The organism is Sphingomonas sp. SP1 (genome assembly GCF_058313395.1).
Genome location: NZ_JBZFLC010000001.1, coordinates 1719157 through 1736387, shown reverse-complemented (window position 1 = coordinate 1736387; position 17231 = coordinate 1719157). Strand labels below are relative to the sequence as shown.

Genomic DNA, 17231 nt, shown 5'->3' with positions numbered 1-17231 from the left:
GCTCTGTGCCCGCCAAGAGGGCAACTTTGCGGGCTATTGCTTTGCCACCCGTGGATGGTAGCGATCGGCAACTGTTCCGGCACGGGAGCCCGCATGAGCCTGCCAGCTATATTCGATCGATTGCGCCTGCCGGTGATTGGTGCGCCCCTGTTCATCGTGTCCCATCCGGCACTGGTCATCGCCCAGTGCAAGGCGGGGGTGGTCGGCAGCTTCCCGGCGCTCAATGCTCGCCCACAGGCGCAACTGGACGAGTGGCTGCATGAGATCACGGAGGCCCTTGCCGCGCATGACCGCGCCCATCCGGATGCGCCGGCAGCGCCCTTTGCCGTCAACCAGATCGTGCATCGGTCGAACACCCGCTTTGATGAAGACATGGCCACCTGCGCGAAATGGAAGGTGCCGATCGTCATCACTTCGCTGGGCGCGCGCGAAGAGCTCAACCATGCGGTGCACGGATGGGGCGGGATCACGCTGCACGACATCATCGACGACCGCTATGCCCGCAAGGCAATCGAGAAAGGCGCGGACGGATTGATTGCGGTGGCGGCCGGCGCGGGCGGCCATGCCGGACGATGGTCACCCTTCGCGCTGATCCAGGAAATCCGGAAATGGTTCCAGGGCCCGCTCGCGCTGTCCGGATCGATCGCGACCGGTGGAGCGGTGCTTGCGGCACAGGCGATGGGTGCCGACTTCGCCTACATCGGGTCTCCGTTCATCGCCACCGATGAAGCGCGAGCCGAGGAGAGCTATAAGCAAGGCATTGTCGAGGCTGGAGCAGCGGACATCGTCTATTCCAACCTCTTCACGGGGATTCACGGGAACTACCTTCGCTCATCCATCGTCAACGCCGGCCTCGACCCTGAAAACCTGCCAGAGGCGGGTCCCGAGGCAATGAATTTCTCCAGTGCAACGGGGGCCAAGGCCTGGCGCGATATCTGGGGCTCCGGTCAGGGTGTTGGCGCGGTTGATCGCATTCAGCCGGCCGGCGATCTGATCGCGCGACTGTCCGACGAGTACCGCGCGGCCAAAGCGCGGATCTGCATTTAGGCAATCGAGGCGAACGACTTCCGCCAATTGTCCGGCCAGGGCACCGGGCGGCGGGCATTTCTCGATACGGCGACATGAACGAACTCGCCTGCCGCCGCCGGTTCGTCCGCGTCGAGCGCGAAGACCCCAATATGATATCGAACGCTGGACGTGCCGACGTGTTGCACCTTTAGGCCGACTTCCACGGCTCCGGGAAAGCTCAAGGGGGAGAAATAAGCACACCGCGTCTCGACAACGAGCGCAATGGGATCGCCTGTGCCGATGTCGAGCAGTCCCTGATCCACCAGCCAAGAGTTCACTGCACTGTCAAACCATTGATAGTAGAAGGTATTATTGACATGCCCGTAGGCGTCGTTGTCTGCCCACCGGAGGCTGATCCGCTGCCATACGGGAAAGTCCGTTCGTGACGGTCGTGCTTCCCGGCTCACCAGGCGGCCTCGTACAGGCGTTGGGCATCGGCTTCGCGGATTTCCACCGGATTGTTTACCAGCAGCCGCTGTTGCTTCATCGCTTCCCGCGCCAGCAGCGGCGCCTCTTCAAAGGCGATACCATGATCCCGGAGACGCGGGCTGACGCCGCTGGCGACAACGAGCCGGTCCAACTCCTCAATCAGCATCGCCGCCTTCGCCTGGCTGCCAAGTGATTGGAACTGCGGAGCGACAATTTCCGCCAACTCGGCGTAGTCGCCTCGCGCTGCCTCGGCATTGAAGGCGAGTACGTGGCGCAGCATCAAGGCGTTGCTCAGCCCATGCGGCAGATGGTGGATCCCCCCCAGAGGATAGGCGAGCGCATGAACGCCCGCGACCGGGGCATTGGCGAAGGCGAGCCCGGCGAGATGAGCCCCCAGCAGCATTGCCGCGCGCGCCTCCAGGTTGGACGGCTCCTCACAAGCGACGAGGAGATTAGCGGCGAGCAATCGCAGCGCTTCTCGCGCATAACAATCGGAGATCGGGTTCTTCGCCTTGGCCGACGTATAGGCCTCAATGGCGTGAACCATGGCGTCGATACCCGTGGCGGCCGTCAGGCCCCGCGGCATGCCGAGCGTGAGGCCGGGGTCCAGAAGCGCGACATCGGCGATCAGCGGGGGCGAATTGACGCCACGCTTTTCCGACCCCTCCACCGTGATTACCGCGACGGGGGTCGCTTCCGACCCGGTGCCCGCGGTCGTCGGGACGAGTGCCAAGGGCAGCCGGCTTCCCCTTGCAAGCGCCACGCCCCAGATCGCGTCGAGATCGTCGTTCGAGCCGAGAAGGTATGCGGCAAGCTTGGCGACGTCCATCGGGCTGCCGCCGCCAAAGCCGATCACCGACGCTACGCCAGCGGACCGCCCCGCTTCCACCGCGTCCAGCAGCGTGGCGCGGGACGGGTCCGCCTCGACCCGATCGAACAATGTCACGGAGCGGCCGGAACTCTCAAGTGCGTCGATGCAGGCGGAAGCAAGACCGAGCGACAACACGCCTTCGTCGGTGACGAACAGCACGCCACCAGGCGGGAGATACTCACAAAATTCGCCGTAGCGGCCTTCGCCACACAGCAACGTCGGGCCGGGTCTAAAGATGAAGTCGCGCATGGTCCCCCATGCTAGGCGCTCACTCGTTCCTCGGCCAGAGCAGGTCCCGCTCCAGGCGACCCATCAGGGCGCGGGCTGGACTGGGGACCGGCGTTTCTTCAAGTCCCTCGTCGTCGAGCCGTTGCACGCGAGCATAAAGGTCGCTGCTGGCATTGACGAGGCGCTGGGCGGCAGCCGGCAATTGCTCGACCACCGCCGGATCGCTGTCCGTTGCATGCCCGAGCCGCCGCTCCGGCCGGCGGTGGCTATTGGGCTGAATTTCTCCGGACTCAACGGCGCGCTGGGTCAGCAGCCAAGCCACGATATGCATGATCCGCGTGGTCACTTTCAGCGACTCGCAAGCGAAGCCGACGCGGACGAACGGATCCAGGGTGCCGCGTTCTTCGCGGCCAACATCATCGAAATAGGTGCGTGCCTCGTCGGCCAGCAGCATGGCCTCCGTATAAAGGCTTTCGATCAGGTGCGGAGTAATCCTCGCCCTTGCCACCTGATTGTCGTCGAGGTCTTCGTGCATTGAGGCCAACCTGCCACGAAACGGTTGAATAGAAAACGACTGACCCAGCAGTTGGTCGCGAAATCCCGATTTGAAACGATCAGGCGATGATGTCGGGCACGCAGCGATCCGCCAGGACCGCGATCTCGTCGCGAAGCCGCAGCTTGCGCTTTTTCAGTCGGGCAAGCTCCAGCTGGTCGGCCTCCGGATCTGCAGCGAGCAAGATAATCTGCTCGTCCAGCACCCGGTGTTGACCCTTCAGCTGTTCAAGCCGCTCACGAGGTTCGTCGTCGTTCATATCCCCCAATCCGCCCTTAACGCGATCGTGCAGTCCGGTCACGGCGGAAAGGAACCCTGAATCGACGAGCCGAGTGAACGGCCCGGGACAATCCGTCGACTTTGTGGTTCTATCCTCTGGTTGTCACCGACCAGCAAAGGGACTGACACGATGGAAAAAGCACACGTTGACGCTCTGGCATCCAAGCATGCTGCTCTTCAGGCCCGAATCGACGCCGAAGAGCAGCGACCTCACCCAGACGACGTGGTGCTTCACGATCTCAAGAAACAGAAGCTGCGGTTGAAAGACGAAATGCTGGGTCTCGTCCACTAGGACCGTTCGGAAGCCACCCCCGCCGGTCCGGCCGGCGGGGGCCTCCCGTTTCTAATCGTCACGCGAAACGCGTTCGATTCGCTCATGCTTTTCCTGCGCCTCGAGCGTCATCGTCGCGATCGGGCGAGCCTCCAGACGACCGAGGCTGATCGGATCCCCGGTCACTTCGCAATAGCCATATTCACCGGCATAGAGACGGCGGATAGCAGCATCGATCTTTGCGATCAGCTTGCGCTGGCGGTCGCGGGTACGAAGCTCGATCCCCCAGTCCGTTTCGCTGGAAGCGCGATCCGCAATGTCGGGTTCGCGCAGCGAGTCGACCTGAAGCTGGGCCATTGTCGCCCTGCTCTCTTCGACAATCGCTTCCTTCCAGCTGCGCAGCTTGTGAAGGAAGTAGGCCCTATGGCGGGCACACATGAATTCGTCGGACTCGCTCGGCTTGTAACCGGCCGGCAAGATTAGCCGATCGAATTGTTCAGGTTCTTCGCCAAAGATATCGACCAGAGCCGTAGCCATCGTCCCCTCCCTCTCGCCCGCAGCGGGAACACAGGCCGCTGCAGGCCCAAAGCACGGCGCTACCAACTACCCCGGGCAACCGGTGCAGCCGGAAGCGAACACAAGACTTTTCCGGGACTTAAGGCCCGATAAAGTCGGTCTACCCCCGCCGCGCCTATAATCTTCGTCAAGGTTCATAACAAGCAGCGAAAGTTACTTCTTCGGTGTTAAAGCCGCACTTGTTGCGAAAATGGCGCAACGACCGTGACTTGCGCGTTTGCGCGGGCTTCGCCATGCCCGACGCCATGCGCATTCTTGTGACGAACGACGATGGCGTGAACGCTGCCGGAATTGCCCTGCTCGAACGGGTCGCACGTCGCTTTTCGGACGATATCTGGGTCGTTGCGCCAGCCGAGGAGCAATCAGGGACCGGCCATTCCCTGACGCTGACCCGCCCGATCCGGCTGCGCAAACTGGATGAGCGGCGCTTCGCGGTCGGTGGAACTCCGACCGACGCCGTCCTCATGGCGCTGTTCCACCTGATGAAGGATCAGCGTCCCGACGTGATTCTGTCCGGCATCAACCGGGGCGCCAATCTTGGCGAGGACGTAACCTATTCCGGCACGGTATCCGCCGCGATGGAGGGCGCCCTTGCAGGGGTGAAATCAATCGCCCTCAGCCAAAGCTATGCACGCGAAGGAATGGGCGACAGCGTGCCCTTTGCGGCGGCGGAAGCCTGGGCGGAGCGGGTGCTTGCGCCCTTGATGGAAAAGCAGATGCCGGCGGGCACGCTGGTCAACGTCAACTTCCCGGCGCTTCCGCCAATAGATGTGCGCGGAGTGCGGATCGTGCGACAGGGTATTCGCGACTACGGCCGGACGGAGGTGATCCAGCGCAAGGATCCTCGAGGATACAGCTATTACTGGCTGGGGCTGGGCCCGATGGTGCAAACGCCCGGGCACTTAACCGACCTGGAGGCAGTCGCCGACGGGTTTGTCGCGGTTACACCCCTGCACCTGGATCTCACGCACGATCCATCACTTAGCGAGCTGGAACAGCGGTTCGCCCGCCAAGAAGAGTTACCAACTGATCCTCGCTAAGCGGCTTTGCGCCGAGAAAACCTTGATAAAGGTCGCATCCCCATTCGACCAGGAGCGCCAGCTGCGCAGGATCCTCCACGCCTTCCACGACAATCTGCAGGTCGAGTTCCCGGGCCAGCGCGACGAGAGCGCGGACCACGATGCGGCTGCGTGCGCCGCCGACCAGATCGGCGATTAGCTCGCGGTCAATTTTGAGCGTGTCGAGCGGCAGCGACGTCAGATATGCCAGACTGGAGTAACCGGTCCCGAAGTCGTCGATCGCGATCCGCACTCCGGCTGAGCGTAGCCTGGCAAGCCGTCCTGCCGCCGCAACGGGATCCAATACCAGGCTGCCCTCGGTGATTTCCACCGTCACCCGGTCGGGCCGCAGCCCGGCAGTTACAATTTCGTCCAGCAGCCATTGCTCGTAACCGTGTCGGGCAAGGTCCTCGGGCAGGAGATTCAGGGATAGCCGCAAATTGCCAAGCGGGCCCGTCCACTGGCTGGCGCAGCGCAGGGCCTTGCGCTGCACCGACCTCGACAAGCGCTCAGAGATTCGTGCCGCGGACGCTCGCTCGAACAGCTCGGCCGGGCCGGTGGCTCCATCCCAGCGCGCGAGTGCCTCGACACCAATCACCTCACCGGTCCGGATGCAGAACTGCGGCTGAAACCAGACATCGACATCACCTGCCGAGATGGCTGCTTCCAGAAAATAATCCCGGGCCGGCTGCGGCACCGGCAAGAAGGGCCGATCGGACGCACGCTGGCTAGGGATCGGACGTGGAATGGCTGACATCATCGGGCACCTTAGGCAGCTTCGACCCAAAACGCAGCGGAGCACATCGCCCCTGCCCCTCGTTGGGACAGTGGAATCGAGCGGTCCCCTCGCCTATGTTGTGGCCAATTCGCAGGGGAGAGTGGTGTTGAGCGCTGAACGGCCGTCCAAGCCAGGCTCCCAGGTGCGCGATCTGGCCTCACTCGGTATCGGCCTGCTCGCCAGCCGGACCGAGGCCGCGCAAGCGGCAGCCGCCATGCTCAAGCGCCGCTACAAATGGGCGGACGAGCAGACCGCCACCAAGCTCGTTGCCCTCGGCGGTGACGGCTTCATGCTACACACGCTGCACCAGATGCTGGACGGTGCTGATATCAAGCCGGTCTTTGGGATGAACCGGGGCACGGTCGGCTTCCTGATGAACGAATGGCGGCTGGACCGGCTGGCGGAGCGGATCGCGGGCGCCAAGGCGGTGACTGTGGCGCCACTGAAGATGACTGCCCACACCATTCACGGCGATGAGTGGACTCACGCTGCGATCAATGAGGTGTCGTTGCTGCGCGAAACCCGCCAGGCCGCGAAGATCGAGGTTCTGGTGAACGGCCGCGTCGCCCTGCCGGAACTGGTCTGCGACGGCGTTCTGGTGGCGACGCCTGCAGGTTCGACCGCCTACAATCTTTCCGCGCGCGGTCCGATCCTGCCGCTCAGCGCGCGGATGCTGGCGCTGACGCCGCTGGCCGCGTTCCGGCCGAGACGCTGGTCCGGCGCGATCCTGCCGGACGATACGCGCATCTGTTTCCGCATTCACGACCCCCGGGAGCGACTGGTGGCGGCGGTCGCCGACCAATTCGAAGTGCGTGACGTAACACAGGTGGAGGTCAGCCTTGATCGGTCGCGCACGATGACTTTGCTGTTCGATCCCGAGCACGCCTTGGACGAGCGGATCGCGATGGAGCAATTTGCGACGTAAGAGGCTTGCCAAGCGAGGGAGCGTGCGTCATAGGCCCGCCCGCAACGTCCCGCACGGGACTGCTCCCCGGTAGCTCAGCGGTAGAGCATCCGACTGTTAATCGGACGGCCGTAAGTTCGAATCTTACCCGGGGAGCCATTTGCCCTTGTCGCAAAGCGGCCTTCAGCAAGATGCTCGGTTAGCTCTGCGTTCGGCATGAACGGACAATCGGAATTAGCTGGTGCCTGGGCGATATGATGGGCCTGACCAGACTATTTCTCCGGTCGGGCAATGATGGTTACCATCATGTTAGGGGGTCACACCCGACCTCAAGCTGTTCCAATCCGAGGCGCACGAGATTCGATTGATGCGCCTGTCTCCGGATCAGCAGCTGGCATTGCAGGACTGGATCGACGGGACCGTCCGCTAGAGGGTCAGCCCTCGATCGAAGCCATCAGGGTTGCGTTACCGCCTGCCGCAGTGGTGTCGATGCAGATTACGCGCTCAGTCCCGAACCGCGCGACATAGTGCGGTCCGCCGGCTTTGGGACCGGTGCCGGACAAGCCCTCGCCGCCAAACGGCTGGCTTTCCACCACGGCGCCAATCTGATTCCGATTGACGTAGAGATTGCCGACCCGCGCATGGGCCTGGACATGGTCCCTGACCGTATCGATCCGGCTCTGCAGCCCCAAAGTCAGACCGAAGCCGGTGCTGTTGATCTGATCGAGGACCCCCTGCAATCCGCCGGCGGGATAGCGGATCACGTGCAGGACGGGGCCGAAATGCTCGCTGTCCAATTCGGACAGGCTCGCTAGCTCAATCAGTACCGGCGCGACAAAACTGCCCCGGTCGGTATTCGCCGGCAAAGCAAGTTCGGCGATGACCTTCCCACGGCTTCTGAAGCTCGCCACGTGGGCGTCGAGTGCGGCCTTGGCCTCGTCGTCGATGACTGGACCGACGTCGACCTGCAGTTCGCCCGGATCGCCGATCTTAAGCGTCCGCATCGCACCGGCAATCATGGCCAGCATGGTGTCGGCGACGTCCTCCTGCACGAACAGGACCCGCAACGCCGAGCAACGCTGTCCGGCCGACTGAAATGCGGAGGCGATCACATCGCGAGTAACCTGCTCCGGCAAGGCGGAGGAATCGACGATCATCGCGTTCTGGCCACCCGTCTCGGCGATCAGCGGCACAATCGGCCCGTCGCGCTCGGCCAGCGAACGATTGATCGCTTTGGCGACGGATGTCGAACCCGTGAACGCTACGCCGCCTGTGAGCGGATGGGCTACCAACGCGGCGCCGAGCTTGCCGTCCCCGACCGCCAGATGAACCAGGTCACGGGGCACACCGGCACGGTGGAAAAGATCGATTGCCAAGGCGCCAATCAGCGGCGTCTGTTCGGCCGGTTTCGCAATGGCCCCGTTACCTGCGGCGAGCGCGGCAGCCACTGGGCCGGTGAAAATGGCCAGCGGGAAGTTCCACGGGGAAATGCAGATCCAAACCCCGCGCCCATGCAGGCGCAGTTGGTTGAGCTCCCCCGTTGGGCCGGGCAAAGCTTCGGCGTGAGTGAACGAGCGGCGCGCCTCCGCCGCGTAATAGCGCAGAAAATCTACCGCCTCGCGCACCTCCAGGATCGCATCCGGCAGAGTTTTCCCAGCCTCGCGAATGCAAAGTGAGTAGAACTCCTCGCGGTGCTGCTCAAACAGATCGGCGACCCGGTCGAGAAGCCGGCCGCGTTCGTAACCGCCAAGCGCATCCCAGTCCGGCTGCGCCGCCGCGGCCGATTTGAGCATCGCGTCGAGGTCCGCCCGTGTTGCCTCGATGGCTTCGCCGACCTGCAGGCGTCGGTCGAACGGCGATCGGATGGCGACACGTGTTCCGGCCCCCTGCCCCGCGCTCCAGCGCTTGGCCTGCAGTTGCGTCAAACGTTCCAGCAACGGCTCTCGCACACCAGGGTCGGACAAGTCGCAACCCGAGGAATTACGTCGGTTCGTGCCGAACATCTCTCCGGGCAGCAAAATCCGCGGGTTGCGCCGAGGCATCAGCGCCGCGAGTTGTTCAACCGGATCGCGCGTCAATTCGTCCAGGCCGACCTCTTCATCGGCGATACGGTTGACGAAGCTGGAATTGGCCCCGTTTTCCAGCAATCGCCGAACGAGATAGGCGAGCAGCTCCTTATGGCTGCCGACCGGAGCATAGATGCGCACCGGCGTTTGCGGCTCGCCAAGATCGCCTTCGAGCTTGGCTAGGCCTTCGTACAGGCCCTCGCCCATGCCGTGCAACCGCTGGAACTCGAACCGCGCCTGCCCGGCCAACGCCTTCACGGCTCCGATCGTCGTGGCGTTGTGGGTGGCAAACGCCGGGTAGATGCAGTCTCCTGCTTCCAGCAGAACCTTCGCACAGGCCAGATACGACACATCGGTCGCTACCTTGCGGGTGAACACCGGATAATCGTCGAAGCCGCCCACCTGCGCGACCTTGATCTCGCTGTCCCAGTAAGCGCCTTTGACCAGCCGGATCATCAGTGTCCGGCCATGCGAGCGGGCAAGTTGAACTGCCCATTCGCAAACCGGCAGCGCGCGCTTTGCATAGGCCTGCAACGCCATGCCGAGGCCAGTCCAGCCGTTTTCGAACAGGCTTTCGTCAGCAACCAACGCTTCCAGCAGGTCCATCTGCAGCTCAAGGCGATCGGCCTCTTCGGCGTCGATGGTCAGATGGATGTCCGCTGCGGAGGCCGTCGCCGCCAGTTCGTGCAGGATGGGCAATATGTGCGCTTTGGCTTCGTCAGCCCGAAGGTAATCGTAGCGCGGGTGCAAGGCCGACAGCTTGACCGAAATCCCGGGTGAGCGGACCACGCCGCCGTCGGCCTCCTGCGCCAACCTGGCGAGCGCGGCACGGTAGCTGTCGGCGTAGCGCGCCGCGTCTTCATGCGTGCGCGCAGCCTCGCCAAGCATGTCGAAGCTGTGGCTCAGCCCCTGTTTACGCTCGGGAGCGGCGCGCTCGAGCGCTTCGTCGATGTCGCGACCGAAGACGAACTGGCCGCCCAGGATCTTCATCGCCTGACCGACGGCAGTGCGGATGACAGGTTCCCCAAGACGTCCCACCGCCCGGCCGAGCGCGGCCTTCCAAGTGGCCGAACGGTCGTTCGCACCGTCCAGCACCTTTCCGGTCAGGAGAAGCGAAAACGTCGCCGCGTTCACGAAGGGCGAGTGGCTGTCACCAAGCTTCTCCGACCAGTCCGGCCCCGACAACTTGTCGTGGATCAGCTCGTCGGCCGTATGGGCGTCGGGTATCCGAAGTAACGCTTCGGCGAGACACATGAGCGCCACGCCTTCGTCGGAACCAAGGTCATAGGCATGCAGGAACGCGTCCAGCCCGGCCGGCTTGTGGGCACGGACGTGGGCAACCAGCGAGCGGGCAATGGTCTGCGCTTCGGACTTCGCGCCGGCGGGCAAGCGGGCCTGCGACAGCCGTTCGGCCACCACCTCCTCTTCATCGCGCCGGTAATCGCGGCGCACCGCGGCCCGGCTGATCGGCGGCGGCACCGATTGCGTCAGGCGAGCTGGCCGTGGCAATGCTTGAACTTCCGTCCGGAACCACAGGGACAAGGGGCGTTGCGGCTGACCGGCTCGGCCAACGCGCCTTCAGGCAACGGCGGCAGATCGGGCAGCGGGATGTTCATTGCGTCGTCGGTGTGCGCCGGCCGTGTAAGCCCGCGGGCGGCCGCGTCGAGATCGAATGTGTTGTCCTCACCCGAGAATGGATCAAGGTGCTGGGTCAGGAAGGCCGGCAGTTCGGGCAGCGGTGGCGGCGTCAATTGCACCTGCGCGCGGCTCAGCATCCGCGTCACGTCCTCGCGGATGGCGACAAGCAACCGCTCGAACAGCAGAAAGGCCTCCTGCTTATATTCGTCGATCGGCTTCTTCTGCGCATAGGAGCGCAGGTGAATGACGGCCCGGAGCGCATCCAGCGTCGCGAGATGCTCCTTCCAATGATGATCGAGAGTCTGGATAAGAAAATTCTTCTCGATCTCCTGCCAGCGCTCCGGCTCCAGCTCTGCGGTCTTCTCCGCCATCGCCTCATCCGATAGCGCCTGCACCCGCTCGATGATGATATCCTGCTCGACCGCTTCCTCGGTCAGCCAGTCCTCCACCGGCGGCTGCAGACCCAGCACTTCGTCGAGGCTTTCCTTGAGCCCCGGAACGTCCCATTGCTCCGGGTAGGTGCCGGGCGGGCAATGGGCCGCGACGAGGGTCGCGATGGTCTCGGAACGCATTTCGGCGACCACGTCCGAAACATGGTCGGAATCCATGATCTCCGCGCGCTGTTCGTAGATGACCTTGCGCTGGTCGTTCATCACGTCGTCGAATTCGACGACCTGCTTGCGGATGTCGTAGTTGCGGGCCTCGACCTTCTTCTGCGCAGTCTCGATTGCCTTGCTGATCCATGGGCTGACGATTGCCTCGCCATCCTCCAGATTCTTGTTCATCAGGCGCGCGAACGCGGTTTGCGGACCAAAGATGCGCAACAGGTCGTCGTCGAGCGACAGGTAGAAGCGCGACAGGCCCGGGTCGCCCTGACGTCCCGAACGTCCACGAAGCTGGTTGTCGATGCGCCGGCTCTCGTGCCGCTCGGTGCCGAGGACGAACAGGCCACCGACCTCGCGCACCTTCTCACGCTCCGTCAGCACTTCATCGCGGATGCGCTGTTCGGCGGCGTCGCGCTCCGGCCCTTCGGCCATGTCCTTGAGTTCGTCCTGCACGCGAAAGTCGATATTACCACCCAACTGAATGTCGGTGCCCCGCCCGGCCATGTTGGTGGCGATGGTCACAGCACCAAGCCGGCCCGCCTGCGCCACGATATGCGCTTCGCTTTCGTGGAAGCGGGCATTCAGGACCGAATGCGTGATGTTCTCGGCCTTGAGGTATTCGGACAGCAGTTCCGACTTTTCGATCGAGACCGTACCCACCAGAACCGGTTGGCCCAGCTCCTGCTTGACCTTGATGGATTTGGCGATGGCGGCGAACTTGTCGTTGATGTTCTTGTAGAATTCGTCGTCCTCGTCGATCCGCTGCACCGGCACGTGGGTGGGGATCGAGACGACGTTCATGCGATAGATATCGAAGAATTCCGGCGCCTCGGTCAGCGCGGTGCCGGTCATGCCCGACAGCTTCGGGTACATGCGGAAATAGTTCTGGAAGGTAATGGACGCGAGAGTCTGGTTCTCGGGCTCGATATTCACGCCTTCCTTGGCCTCGACCGCCTGGTGCAGGCCGTCGGACCAGCGGCGACCGTCCATCATGCGCCCGGTAAACTCGTCGATGATGACGACCTTGCCGTCCTTGACGATGTAGTCGATGTCCTTGCGGAACATGACGTTCGCCTTGAGCGCCTGGTTGAGGTGGTGGACCACCTGGGTGTTGGCGATGTCGTAGAGGTTCTGGCCCTCGATCAGGCCAGCCTCCTCCAGCATCCGCTCGGCCTTCTCCGTGCCTTCTTCGGTCAGCACGACGGACCGCTGCTTTTCGTCCTTTTCGTAGTCGCTCTCGACGAACTGCTTCACCAGTGCATCGACGCCGATGTAGAGTTCGGACTTGTCGTCGGTGGGTCCCGAGATGATCAGGGGGGTCCGGGCTTCGTCGATGAGGATGGAATCGACCTCGTCGACAATCGCGTAGTTGAAGGGCCGGTGGACCATCTGGTCGCGCGAGTATTTCATGTTGTCGCGCAGATAGTCGAACCCGAGCTCGTTATTCGTCGCGTAGGTGATGTCGCAATTATACGCCTCGCGCCGCTCATGCTCGACGAGGTTCGGGACGATCACGCCGACGGTCAGACCCAGAAAATTGTGGACCTGCCCCATCCAGTCCGCGTCGCGCCGTGCGAGGTAGTCATTAACAGTGACCACGTGCACGCCCTTGCCGGGCAGCGCGTTGAGATAGGTCGCGAGGGTTGCGACCAGCGTCTTGCCTTCGCCCGTCCGCATTTCCGCGATCTCGCCCCGATGCAGGGCGATACCGCCGATCATCTGGACATCGTAATGGCGCTGGCCGAGCGTCCGCTTGGCCGCTTCACGAACCGTGGCGAATGCTTCGGGCAAAAGGTCGTCCAGCGCCGCGCCGTTTTCCAGTCGTTGGCGGAAGATCACGGTCTGGCCGCGCAGTTCGTCATCGGTCATGGCCGAAATCGTCGGCTCAAACCCGTTGATGGTTTCGACCGTACGACGGAGCTTGGCGACATAGCGGTCGTTGCTTGATCCGAAGACCGACTTTGCCAACGAAGAGAACATGCGAATTCCTTGAAGCCCGAAAGTGCGCGAGGCATGACGACGGGACACCCGCGCACGGGCGTTTATCGTTGAGCGGCGATGTAGGATTGTGCCCCCAGACAGTCAATCAGACGGGCGGCGCATCGCTAGCGACTAAAGCTGTCCTTCCAGCCACTGCTGGATCTGACTGCGCGGGGCGGCGCCAACCTTCTGGGCGACGGGCTGGCCGTTCTTGAACAACAACATCGCCGGAATGCCACGGACCCCGTACTTGCCGGGCGTATCGGGGTTTTCATCGATGTTGAGCTTTGCCACCGTGACCTTTTCGCCGAGGGCTTCGCTGATCTCCTCCAGCGCTGGAGCGATCATCCGGCAAGGTCCGCACCATTCCGCCCAAAAATCCACGAGCACCGGCTTGTCGGCGCCTAGCACGTCCGTGGCGAAGTTCTGATCGGTGACGGTCTTGGTCGGCATGAAAATAGCTCCTGAGTGAGTCGTTGGCTGGACATATGGGACCGGGCCCCGCCGTCCTCAACCGGTGAGCGGGATCAGTCGCGGTCCGGCGGTATAGAGCAGTGCCGTTTCGATCCGCCGACCCGGGAAGATCACGGACAGCGCCGCTCCGTAGGCCTGCATTTGAGCGCGGTGCTGGCGAGGCACATCCGCCTCCTCCAGCGGAACCGAGCGGCCGGTCTTGAAGTCGATGACCGCGACACGATCGTCCTCGACGAGCAAGCGGTCGACGGTTCCGGCTACGACCCGGCCGTCGGACAGGGTCGCGGCGATTGGGGCTTCCGCCAAGGAGTTCTCGCTGAATAGCGAGGCAAACCGATCGTCTCCAATGATCGAACAGGCTGCCCGGGCAATCTCTTCGCGGACGGCAAGGTCGACTACGGCAGCGCTTTGATCCAGCCAGCGAAGGGCGGCCTCATGGCGTTGCTCGGGCCGGACGCCGGGCAGGCGTTCGAACAAACTGTGAAGCAGCACACCCCGCCGGGCCGCGGCGCGAAGTTCCGGACTGGGCGGAGGCATAGGCTCCACGTCTTCGACCAGCTGCGACGGAGCGAGCGGACGCGGCGGCCGAGCTTCCGGCGGAGCGGCTCGATTAAGCCATTCCGGAATGACTGGCGGCGGCAGCGCGGCGGACCGTCGCCGCGCGCGGACAGGCCGTACGGACGCTGATCCGACGTAGCGAAGGACCTCCCCGTCCCACTCTGCGCCGATGGCCTCCATTGCGGCGATGACTCGTGTATGCCAAGAATCCGCGGGCACCTCGCCTCGACGCGGAGCAAGGCCCGCAACGACCAGCCGCTCGGCCGGGCGAGTCAGCGCCACATAAAGCAGGCGCCAATGTTCCTGCAGGTCGCGCGCCTTCGCGTCAGCGATGAGAGAGGTGTAGGGTTCCCCGAGTTCGGTCTTGCGCGGACGCAGCACGGGCGCGTTTCCCGCTTCGCCCAACGGCACGGCCACCGGCCCATTGCGCTCTCCGAGCTTTGCCGGATCGGCAGTGGCGTCGGCTAAAATGACGACCGGCGCCTCCAGTCCCTTTGCCCCGTGCACGGTCATCACCCGGACCGCGTCCGACGGTGCCGCCGGGTCGCGTTTGATCTCCACTTCTCCGCTTCCGAACCAGTGGAGGAAGCGATCAAGCGACACGATTTCCGACCGTTCGAACTCGAAAGCCGCGGCGACAAGCTCGTCGATCGGGTCGCGAGCCGCGGCGCCCAGCCGTTCCAGCAGCCGTCTCCGCCCCTGCATCGGCCCGGAAAGAACCGTTTCCAGGAAACGGGCGGGCGTCGTGAAATCGGCCATCGCCAGCAGATCGGTGAGCAAATCCCGAGCGTGGGCCAGGTGACCACCGCCCGCCGCCCGGTCCCGCAGCTCATTCCACAGCGATCTGCTGCGGTCATGGGCCAGATCGTAAAGCTGATCCTGCGTCCATCCGATAAGCGGCGAGACCAGCAGGCAGGCCAGATTGAGGTCGTCCAGGGGCTGCACGGCAAAGGCGACCGCGGACATCAGGTCTTTCACCGCAAGCGGCGAGGAAAGATGCAACCGATCGATGCCGGCGACCGGCACTCCTTCCGCGTACAATCGGGCCACGATCAGCGAGGCAAGCTCGCCGCGACTGCGGACGAGAACGAGGATATCGCCCGCGCTGATCGGTTGGCCGGTCGTTGCAAGCGGCGCGCCGTCGTCGAGCCAGTGCCTGACCGTCCTTGCCAGCTGCGTCGCATATTTGCGGGCGGGCTCGGCGATCCAGCCCTCCTCCCCTTCGTCGCCGCCCTCCTCATCGGCCATGATCTGGAATGCGGGCCAGATTTCGACGGCGCCAGGCCTATCCGACCAGTGCGCCCGATGCGGCGGCGGGGGTTCGGGCAGACCCATCTCCGCCGACCCGACCTCGGCGATCACCGCGTCCACCACATCCAGCACCGCCTGCGAGGAACGGAAGCTGCGGCTGATCGAAAGATCATGGAACGGCCGGACGCTGATCTGATCGTCGTCCCGCGCAGCTTCCTCCAGCGCTATGACCCGGTCGCGGATCGCCTGCCGCGCTTCTTCGAACGCCCGGGGATCGGTTCCCTGAAAGCCGTAGATCGCCTGCTTGAAGTCGCCGACCATGAACAAGGTCCGGTGGTCGCCTCCCGAATCGGTGCCGCCGAAAAATTCCTCCAGCAGCGCAAAGATGATCATCCATTGATCGGCGTTGGTGTCCTGCGCTTCGTCGACCAGGATGTGATCGGTTCGGCGGTCCAGCTTGTAACGCACCCACTCCCCGATGCCGGGCGTCGCCAGCAAGATGCGGGTCCAGCGGATCAGGTCGTCGAAGTCGGCGACGCCGGCGGCGCGCTTGGCGCGGGTGTAGGCCTCTGCAAAGCGAGCCCCAGCGCGCAGGCCCGCGGCCTGAACCGCGACCAGTTCCGCCTGGCGCAGCAGCGCGAGCAGTTCCGCCACTTCCTCGGCCAGCGCATCGCAATGCTCCTGTGCCAGCGGCTCGGCCTTAAGCACCCCGGCCTGGATCTTGCGTCGTTCCCCGGCCTGGGTGAAGACGATGCTGGCCAGCCTGCCCAGCTCGCGGCAGCGACCCTCCGGAGGTAGCGTCAGCCAAGCCTCAATCTCGTCAGCCGCGGCATGGCCGGTCTTGGCTCCCCAGCCCCGATTGGCGGCAACGATGGCGTGAAGCAGCTCGCAGTCGAAGCTGCCGTCGCTGCAGCGCGCTGCGACGAGTTCCTCGATCGCGCCTTCAGGCAAGCCGAGGCGACTGCGCAGGGCAGGCTCGACCGCTTCGGGTAATGCGAAATAGCCCATCGCTTCCGGTTCGCGCGCACAAGCGAGCAGGTAGCGCTCGGCCTCGCGCTCTCCGACCCGGCGGCTAAGCGTCTGGAGGTCGGGGACGAGCGTATCGCCAGCCACTTCCGAGTCCGCCACCAGCACCGCCAGCGTGCGACGGACGAGCAACTGTTCCTCCCGCCCCTCGATCGCTCGGAACCCGGGCGTGATTCCTGCTTCGGCCGGAAAGGAAGCGAGAAGCGTTTGAGCGAAGCTGTGGATGGTCTGGATCCGCAGGCCGCCGGGCGCATCGAGCACCTGCGCGAACAGCCGACGCGCCCGCTCGCGCATGCCTGGACCGATCGGCGCGCCGATTGCCTGCAACTCAGCGCCCAAAGTGGCTTCATCAAGCCTGACCCAACTCGCCAGCCGTTCGGATATGCGATTCGCCATTTCCGCGGCGCCGGCCTTGGTGAACGTCAGGCACAGGATGGTTTCAGGCGACGCACCGCCCAGCAGCAGGCGCAGCACGCGTGCCGTCAACACCTGCGTCTTGCCGGTTCCGGCGCTCGCGGACAGGGCGGCATGGATTGCGGGATCGGCCGCACGGGCCTGATCGGAGCCGAGCGGTTTGAGCGGCTTGAAGCGACGCGACATGGCCCAGCCATAGCGCTT

14 protein-coding genes and 1 tRNA gene are annotated in these 17231 nt (G+C 63.9%); 5 read left to right on the top strand and 10 right to left on the bottom strand.

Going from position 1 to position 17231, the window contains the following annotated elements; translation table 11 throughout:
• Positions 1 to 93: 93 nt before the first annotated feature.
• On the top strand, positions 94 to 1047 hold the full coding sequence (locus AC4GYS_RS08770) for an NAD(P)H-dependent flavin oxidoreductase (protein ID WP_491108703.1): 954 nt from the start codon (positions 94 to 96) through the stop codon (positions 1045 to 1047).
• Here AC4GYS_RS08770 and AC4GYS_RS08765 read toward each other — a convergent pair.
• The 4 genes from AC4GYS_RS08765 to AC4GYS_RS08750 form a co-directional block, all read right to left on the bottom strand.
• Positions 1044 to 1475: an acyl-CoA thioesterase gene (locus AC4GYS_RS08765; protein ID WP_491108702.1), complete on the bottom strand. Its 432-nt coding sequence runs from the start codon at positions 1473 to 1475 to the stop codon at positions 1044 to 1046. The two genes, AC4GYS_RS08770 and AC4GYS_RS08765, sit on opposite strands and share 4 nt — an antisense overlap.
• The gene (locus AC4GYS_RS08760; RefSeq protein ID WP_491108701.1) at positions 1472 to 2617 is read right to left on the bottom strand and encodes an iron-containing alcohol dehydrogenase; all 1146 of its coding nucleotides are present in this window, start codon (positions 2615 to 2617) and stop codon (positions 1472 to 1474) included. The genes AC4GYS_RS08765 and AC4GYS_RS08760 overlap by 4 nt, the downstream gene beginning before the upstream one ends.
• A 19-nt stretch (positions 2618 to 2636) precedes the next feature.
• A complete protein-coding gene (locus tag AC4GYS_RS08755) occupies positions 2637 to 3131 on the bottom strand; it encodes a DUF1465 family protein (RefSeq protein WP_491108700.1) in 495 nt (164 codons plus the stop codon).
• 79 nt (positions 3132 to 3210) lie between these two features.
• A complete protein-coding gene (locus AC4GYS_RS08750) occupies positions 3211 to 3408 on the bottom strand; it encodes a DUF465 domain-containing protein (RefSeq protein WP_491108699.1) in 198 nt (65 codons plus the stop codon).
• 150 nt (positions 3409 to 3558) lie between these two features.
• Between AC4GYS_RS08750 and AC4GYS_RS08745 the strand changes: the two genes are divergently transcribed.
• Positions 3559 to 3720, top strand: coding sequence for a YdcH family protein (locus tag AC4GYS_RS08745; RefSeq protein WP_491108698.1), 162 nt, complete (start codon positions 3559 to 3561; stop codon positions 3718 to 3720).
• Between the two features lie 51 nt (positions 3721 to 3771).
• On the opposite strand, the gene dksA is transcribed toward AC4GYS_RS08745, so the two are convergent.
• Positions 3772 to 4236: an RNA polymerase-binding protein DksA gene (dksA, locus tag AC4GYS_RS08740; protein WP_491108697.1), complete on the bottom strand. Its 465-nt coding sequence runs from the start codon at positions 4234 to 4236 to the stop codon at positions 3772 to 3774.
• A gap of 284 nt (positions 4237 to 4520) precedes the next feature.
• On the opposite strand from dksA, the gene surE reads away from it, so the two are divergent.
• Positions 4521 to 5315 (top strand): 5'/3'-nucleotidase SurE, encoded by a 795-nt coding sequence (surE, locus tag AC4GYS_RS08735; RefSeq protein ID WP_491108696.1) that lies wholly within the window; start codon positions 4521 to 4523, stop codon positions 5313 to 5315.
• Here surE and AC4GYS_RS08730 read toward each other — a convergent pair.
• The gene (locus AC4GYS_RS08730; RefSeq protein WP_491108695.1) at positions 5257 to 6093 is read right to left on the bottom strand and encodes an EAL domain-containing protein; all 837 of its coding nucleotides are present in this window, start codon (positions 6091 to 6093) and stop codon (positions 5257 to 5259) included. The two genes, surE and AC4GYS_RS08730, sit on opposite strands and share 59 nt — an antisense overlap.
• A gap of 169 nt (positions 6094 to 6262) precedes the next feature.
• On the opposite strand from AC4GYS_RS08730, the gene AC4GYS_RS08725 reads away from it, so the two are divergent.
• Both AC4GYS_RS08725 and AC4GYS_RS08720 read left to right on the top strand, forming a co-directional pair.
• A complete protein-coding gene (locus AC4GYS_RS08725; RefSeq protein WP_491109389.1) occupies positions 6263 to 7036 on the top strand; it encodes an NAD kinase in 774 nt (257 codons plus the stop codon).
• Between the two features lie 63 nt (positions 7037 to 7099).
• Positions 7100 to 7174: transfer RNA gene (locus tag AC4GYS_RS08720), tRNA-Asn, on the top strand.
• Between the two features lie 275 nt (positions 7175 to 7449).
• On the opposite strand, the gene putA is transcribed toward AC4GYS_RS08720, so the two are convergent.
• The 4 genes from putA to addA all read right to left on the bottom strand — a co-directional run bounded on the left by putA (position 7450) and on the right by addA (position 17213).
• The gene (gene putA, locus AC4GYS_RS08715; RefSeq protein ID WP_491108694.1) at positions 7450 to 10560 is read right to left on the bottom strand and encodes a bifunctional proline dehydrogenase/L-glutamate gamma-semialdehyde dehydrogenase PutA; all 3111 of its coding nucleotides are present in this window, start codon (positions 10558 to 10560) and stop codon (positions 7450 to 7452) included.
• A gap of 8 nt (positions 10561 to 10568) precedes the next feature.
• The gene (gene secA / locus AC4GYS_RS08710) at positions 10569 to 13304 is read right to left on the bottom strand and encodes a preprotein translocase subunit SecA (protein ID WP_491108693.1); all 2736 of its coding nucleotides are present in this window, start codon (positions 13302 to 13304) and stop codon (positions 10569 to 10571) included.
• A gap of 132 nt (positions 13305 to 13436) precedes the next feature.
• Complete coding sequence (gene trxA / locus AC4GYS_RS08705) at positions 13437 to 13757, bottom strand: thioredoxin (RefSeq protein ID WP_491108692.1); 321 nt, start codon at positions 13755 to 13757, stop codon at positions 13437 to 13439.
• A 57-nt stretch (positions 13758 to 13814) separates the two neighbouring features.
• Entirely contained in the window at positions 13815 to 17213 is a 3399-nt protein-coding gene (gene addA, locus AC4GYS_RS08700; RefSeq protein ID WP_491108691.1) for a double-strand break repair helicase AddA, read from the bottom strand.
• Positions 17214 to 17231 lie beyond the last annotated feature (18 nt).

What these genes read in the sequence shown, in the direction of transcription:
- AC4GYS_RS08770 (WP_491108703.1), top strand. Translation starts at nt 94, where the DNA reads ATGAGCCTGCCAGCTATATTCGATCGATTGCGCCTGCCGGTGATTGGT.
- AC4GYS_RS08760 (WP_491108701.1), bottom strand. Translation starts at nt 2,617, where the DNA reads ATGCGCGACTTCATCTTTAGACCCGGCCCGACGTTGCTGTGTGGCGAA.
- AC4GYS_RS08755 (WP_491108700.1), bottom strand. Translation starts at nt 3,131, where the DNA reads ATGCACGAAGACCTCGACGACAATCAGGTGGCAAGGGCGAGGATTACT.
- AC4GYS_RS08750 (WP_491108699.1), bottom strand. Translation starts at nt 3,408, where the DNA reads ATGAACGACGACGAACCTCGTGAGCGGCTTGAACAGCTGAAGGGTCAA.
- AC4GYS_RS08745 (WP_491108698.1), top strand. Translation starts at nt 3,559, where the DNA reads ATGGAAAAAGCACACGTTGACGCTCTGGCATCCAAGCATGCTGCTCTT.
- dksA (WP_491108697.1), bottom strand. Translation starts at nt 4,236, where the DNA reads ATGGCTACGGCTCTGGTCGATATCTTTGGCGAAGAACCTGAACAATTC.
- surE (WP_491108696.1), top strand. Translation starts at nt 4,521, where the DNA reads ATGCGCATTCTTGTGACGAACGACGATGGCGTGAACGCTGCCGGAATT.
- AC4GYS_RS08730 (WP_491108695.1), bottom strand. Translation starts at nt 6,093, where the DNA reads ATGATGTCAGCCATTCCACGTCCGATCCCTAGCCAGCGTGCGTCCGAT.
- secA (WP_491108693.1), bottom strand. Translation starts at nt 13,304, where the DNA reads ATGTTCTCTTCGTTGGCAAAGTCGGTCTTCGGATCAAGCAACGACCGC.
- trxA (WP_491108692.1), bottom strand. Translation starts at nt 13,757, where the DNA reads ATGCCGACCAAGACCGTCACCGATCAGAACTTCGCCACGGACGTGCTA.
- addA (WP_491108691.1), bottom strand. Translation starts at nt 17,213, where the DNA reads ATGTCGCGTCGCTTCAAGCCGCTCAAACCGCTCGGCTCCGATCAGGCC.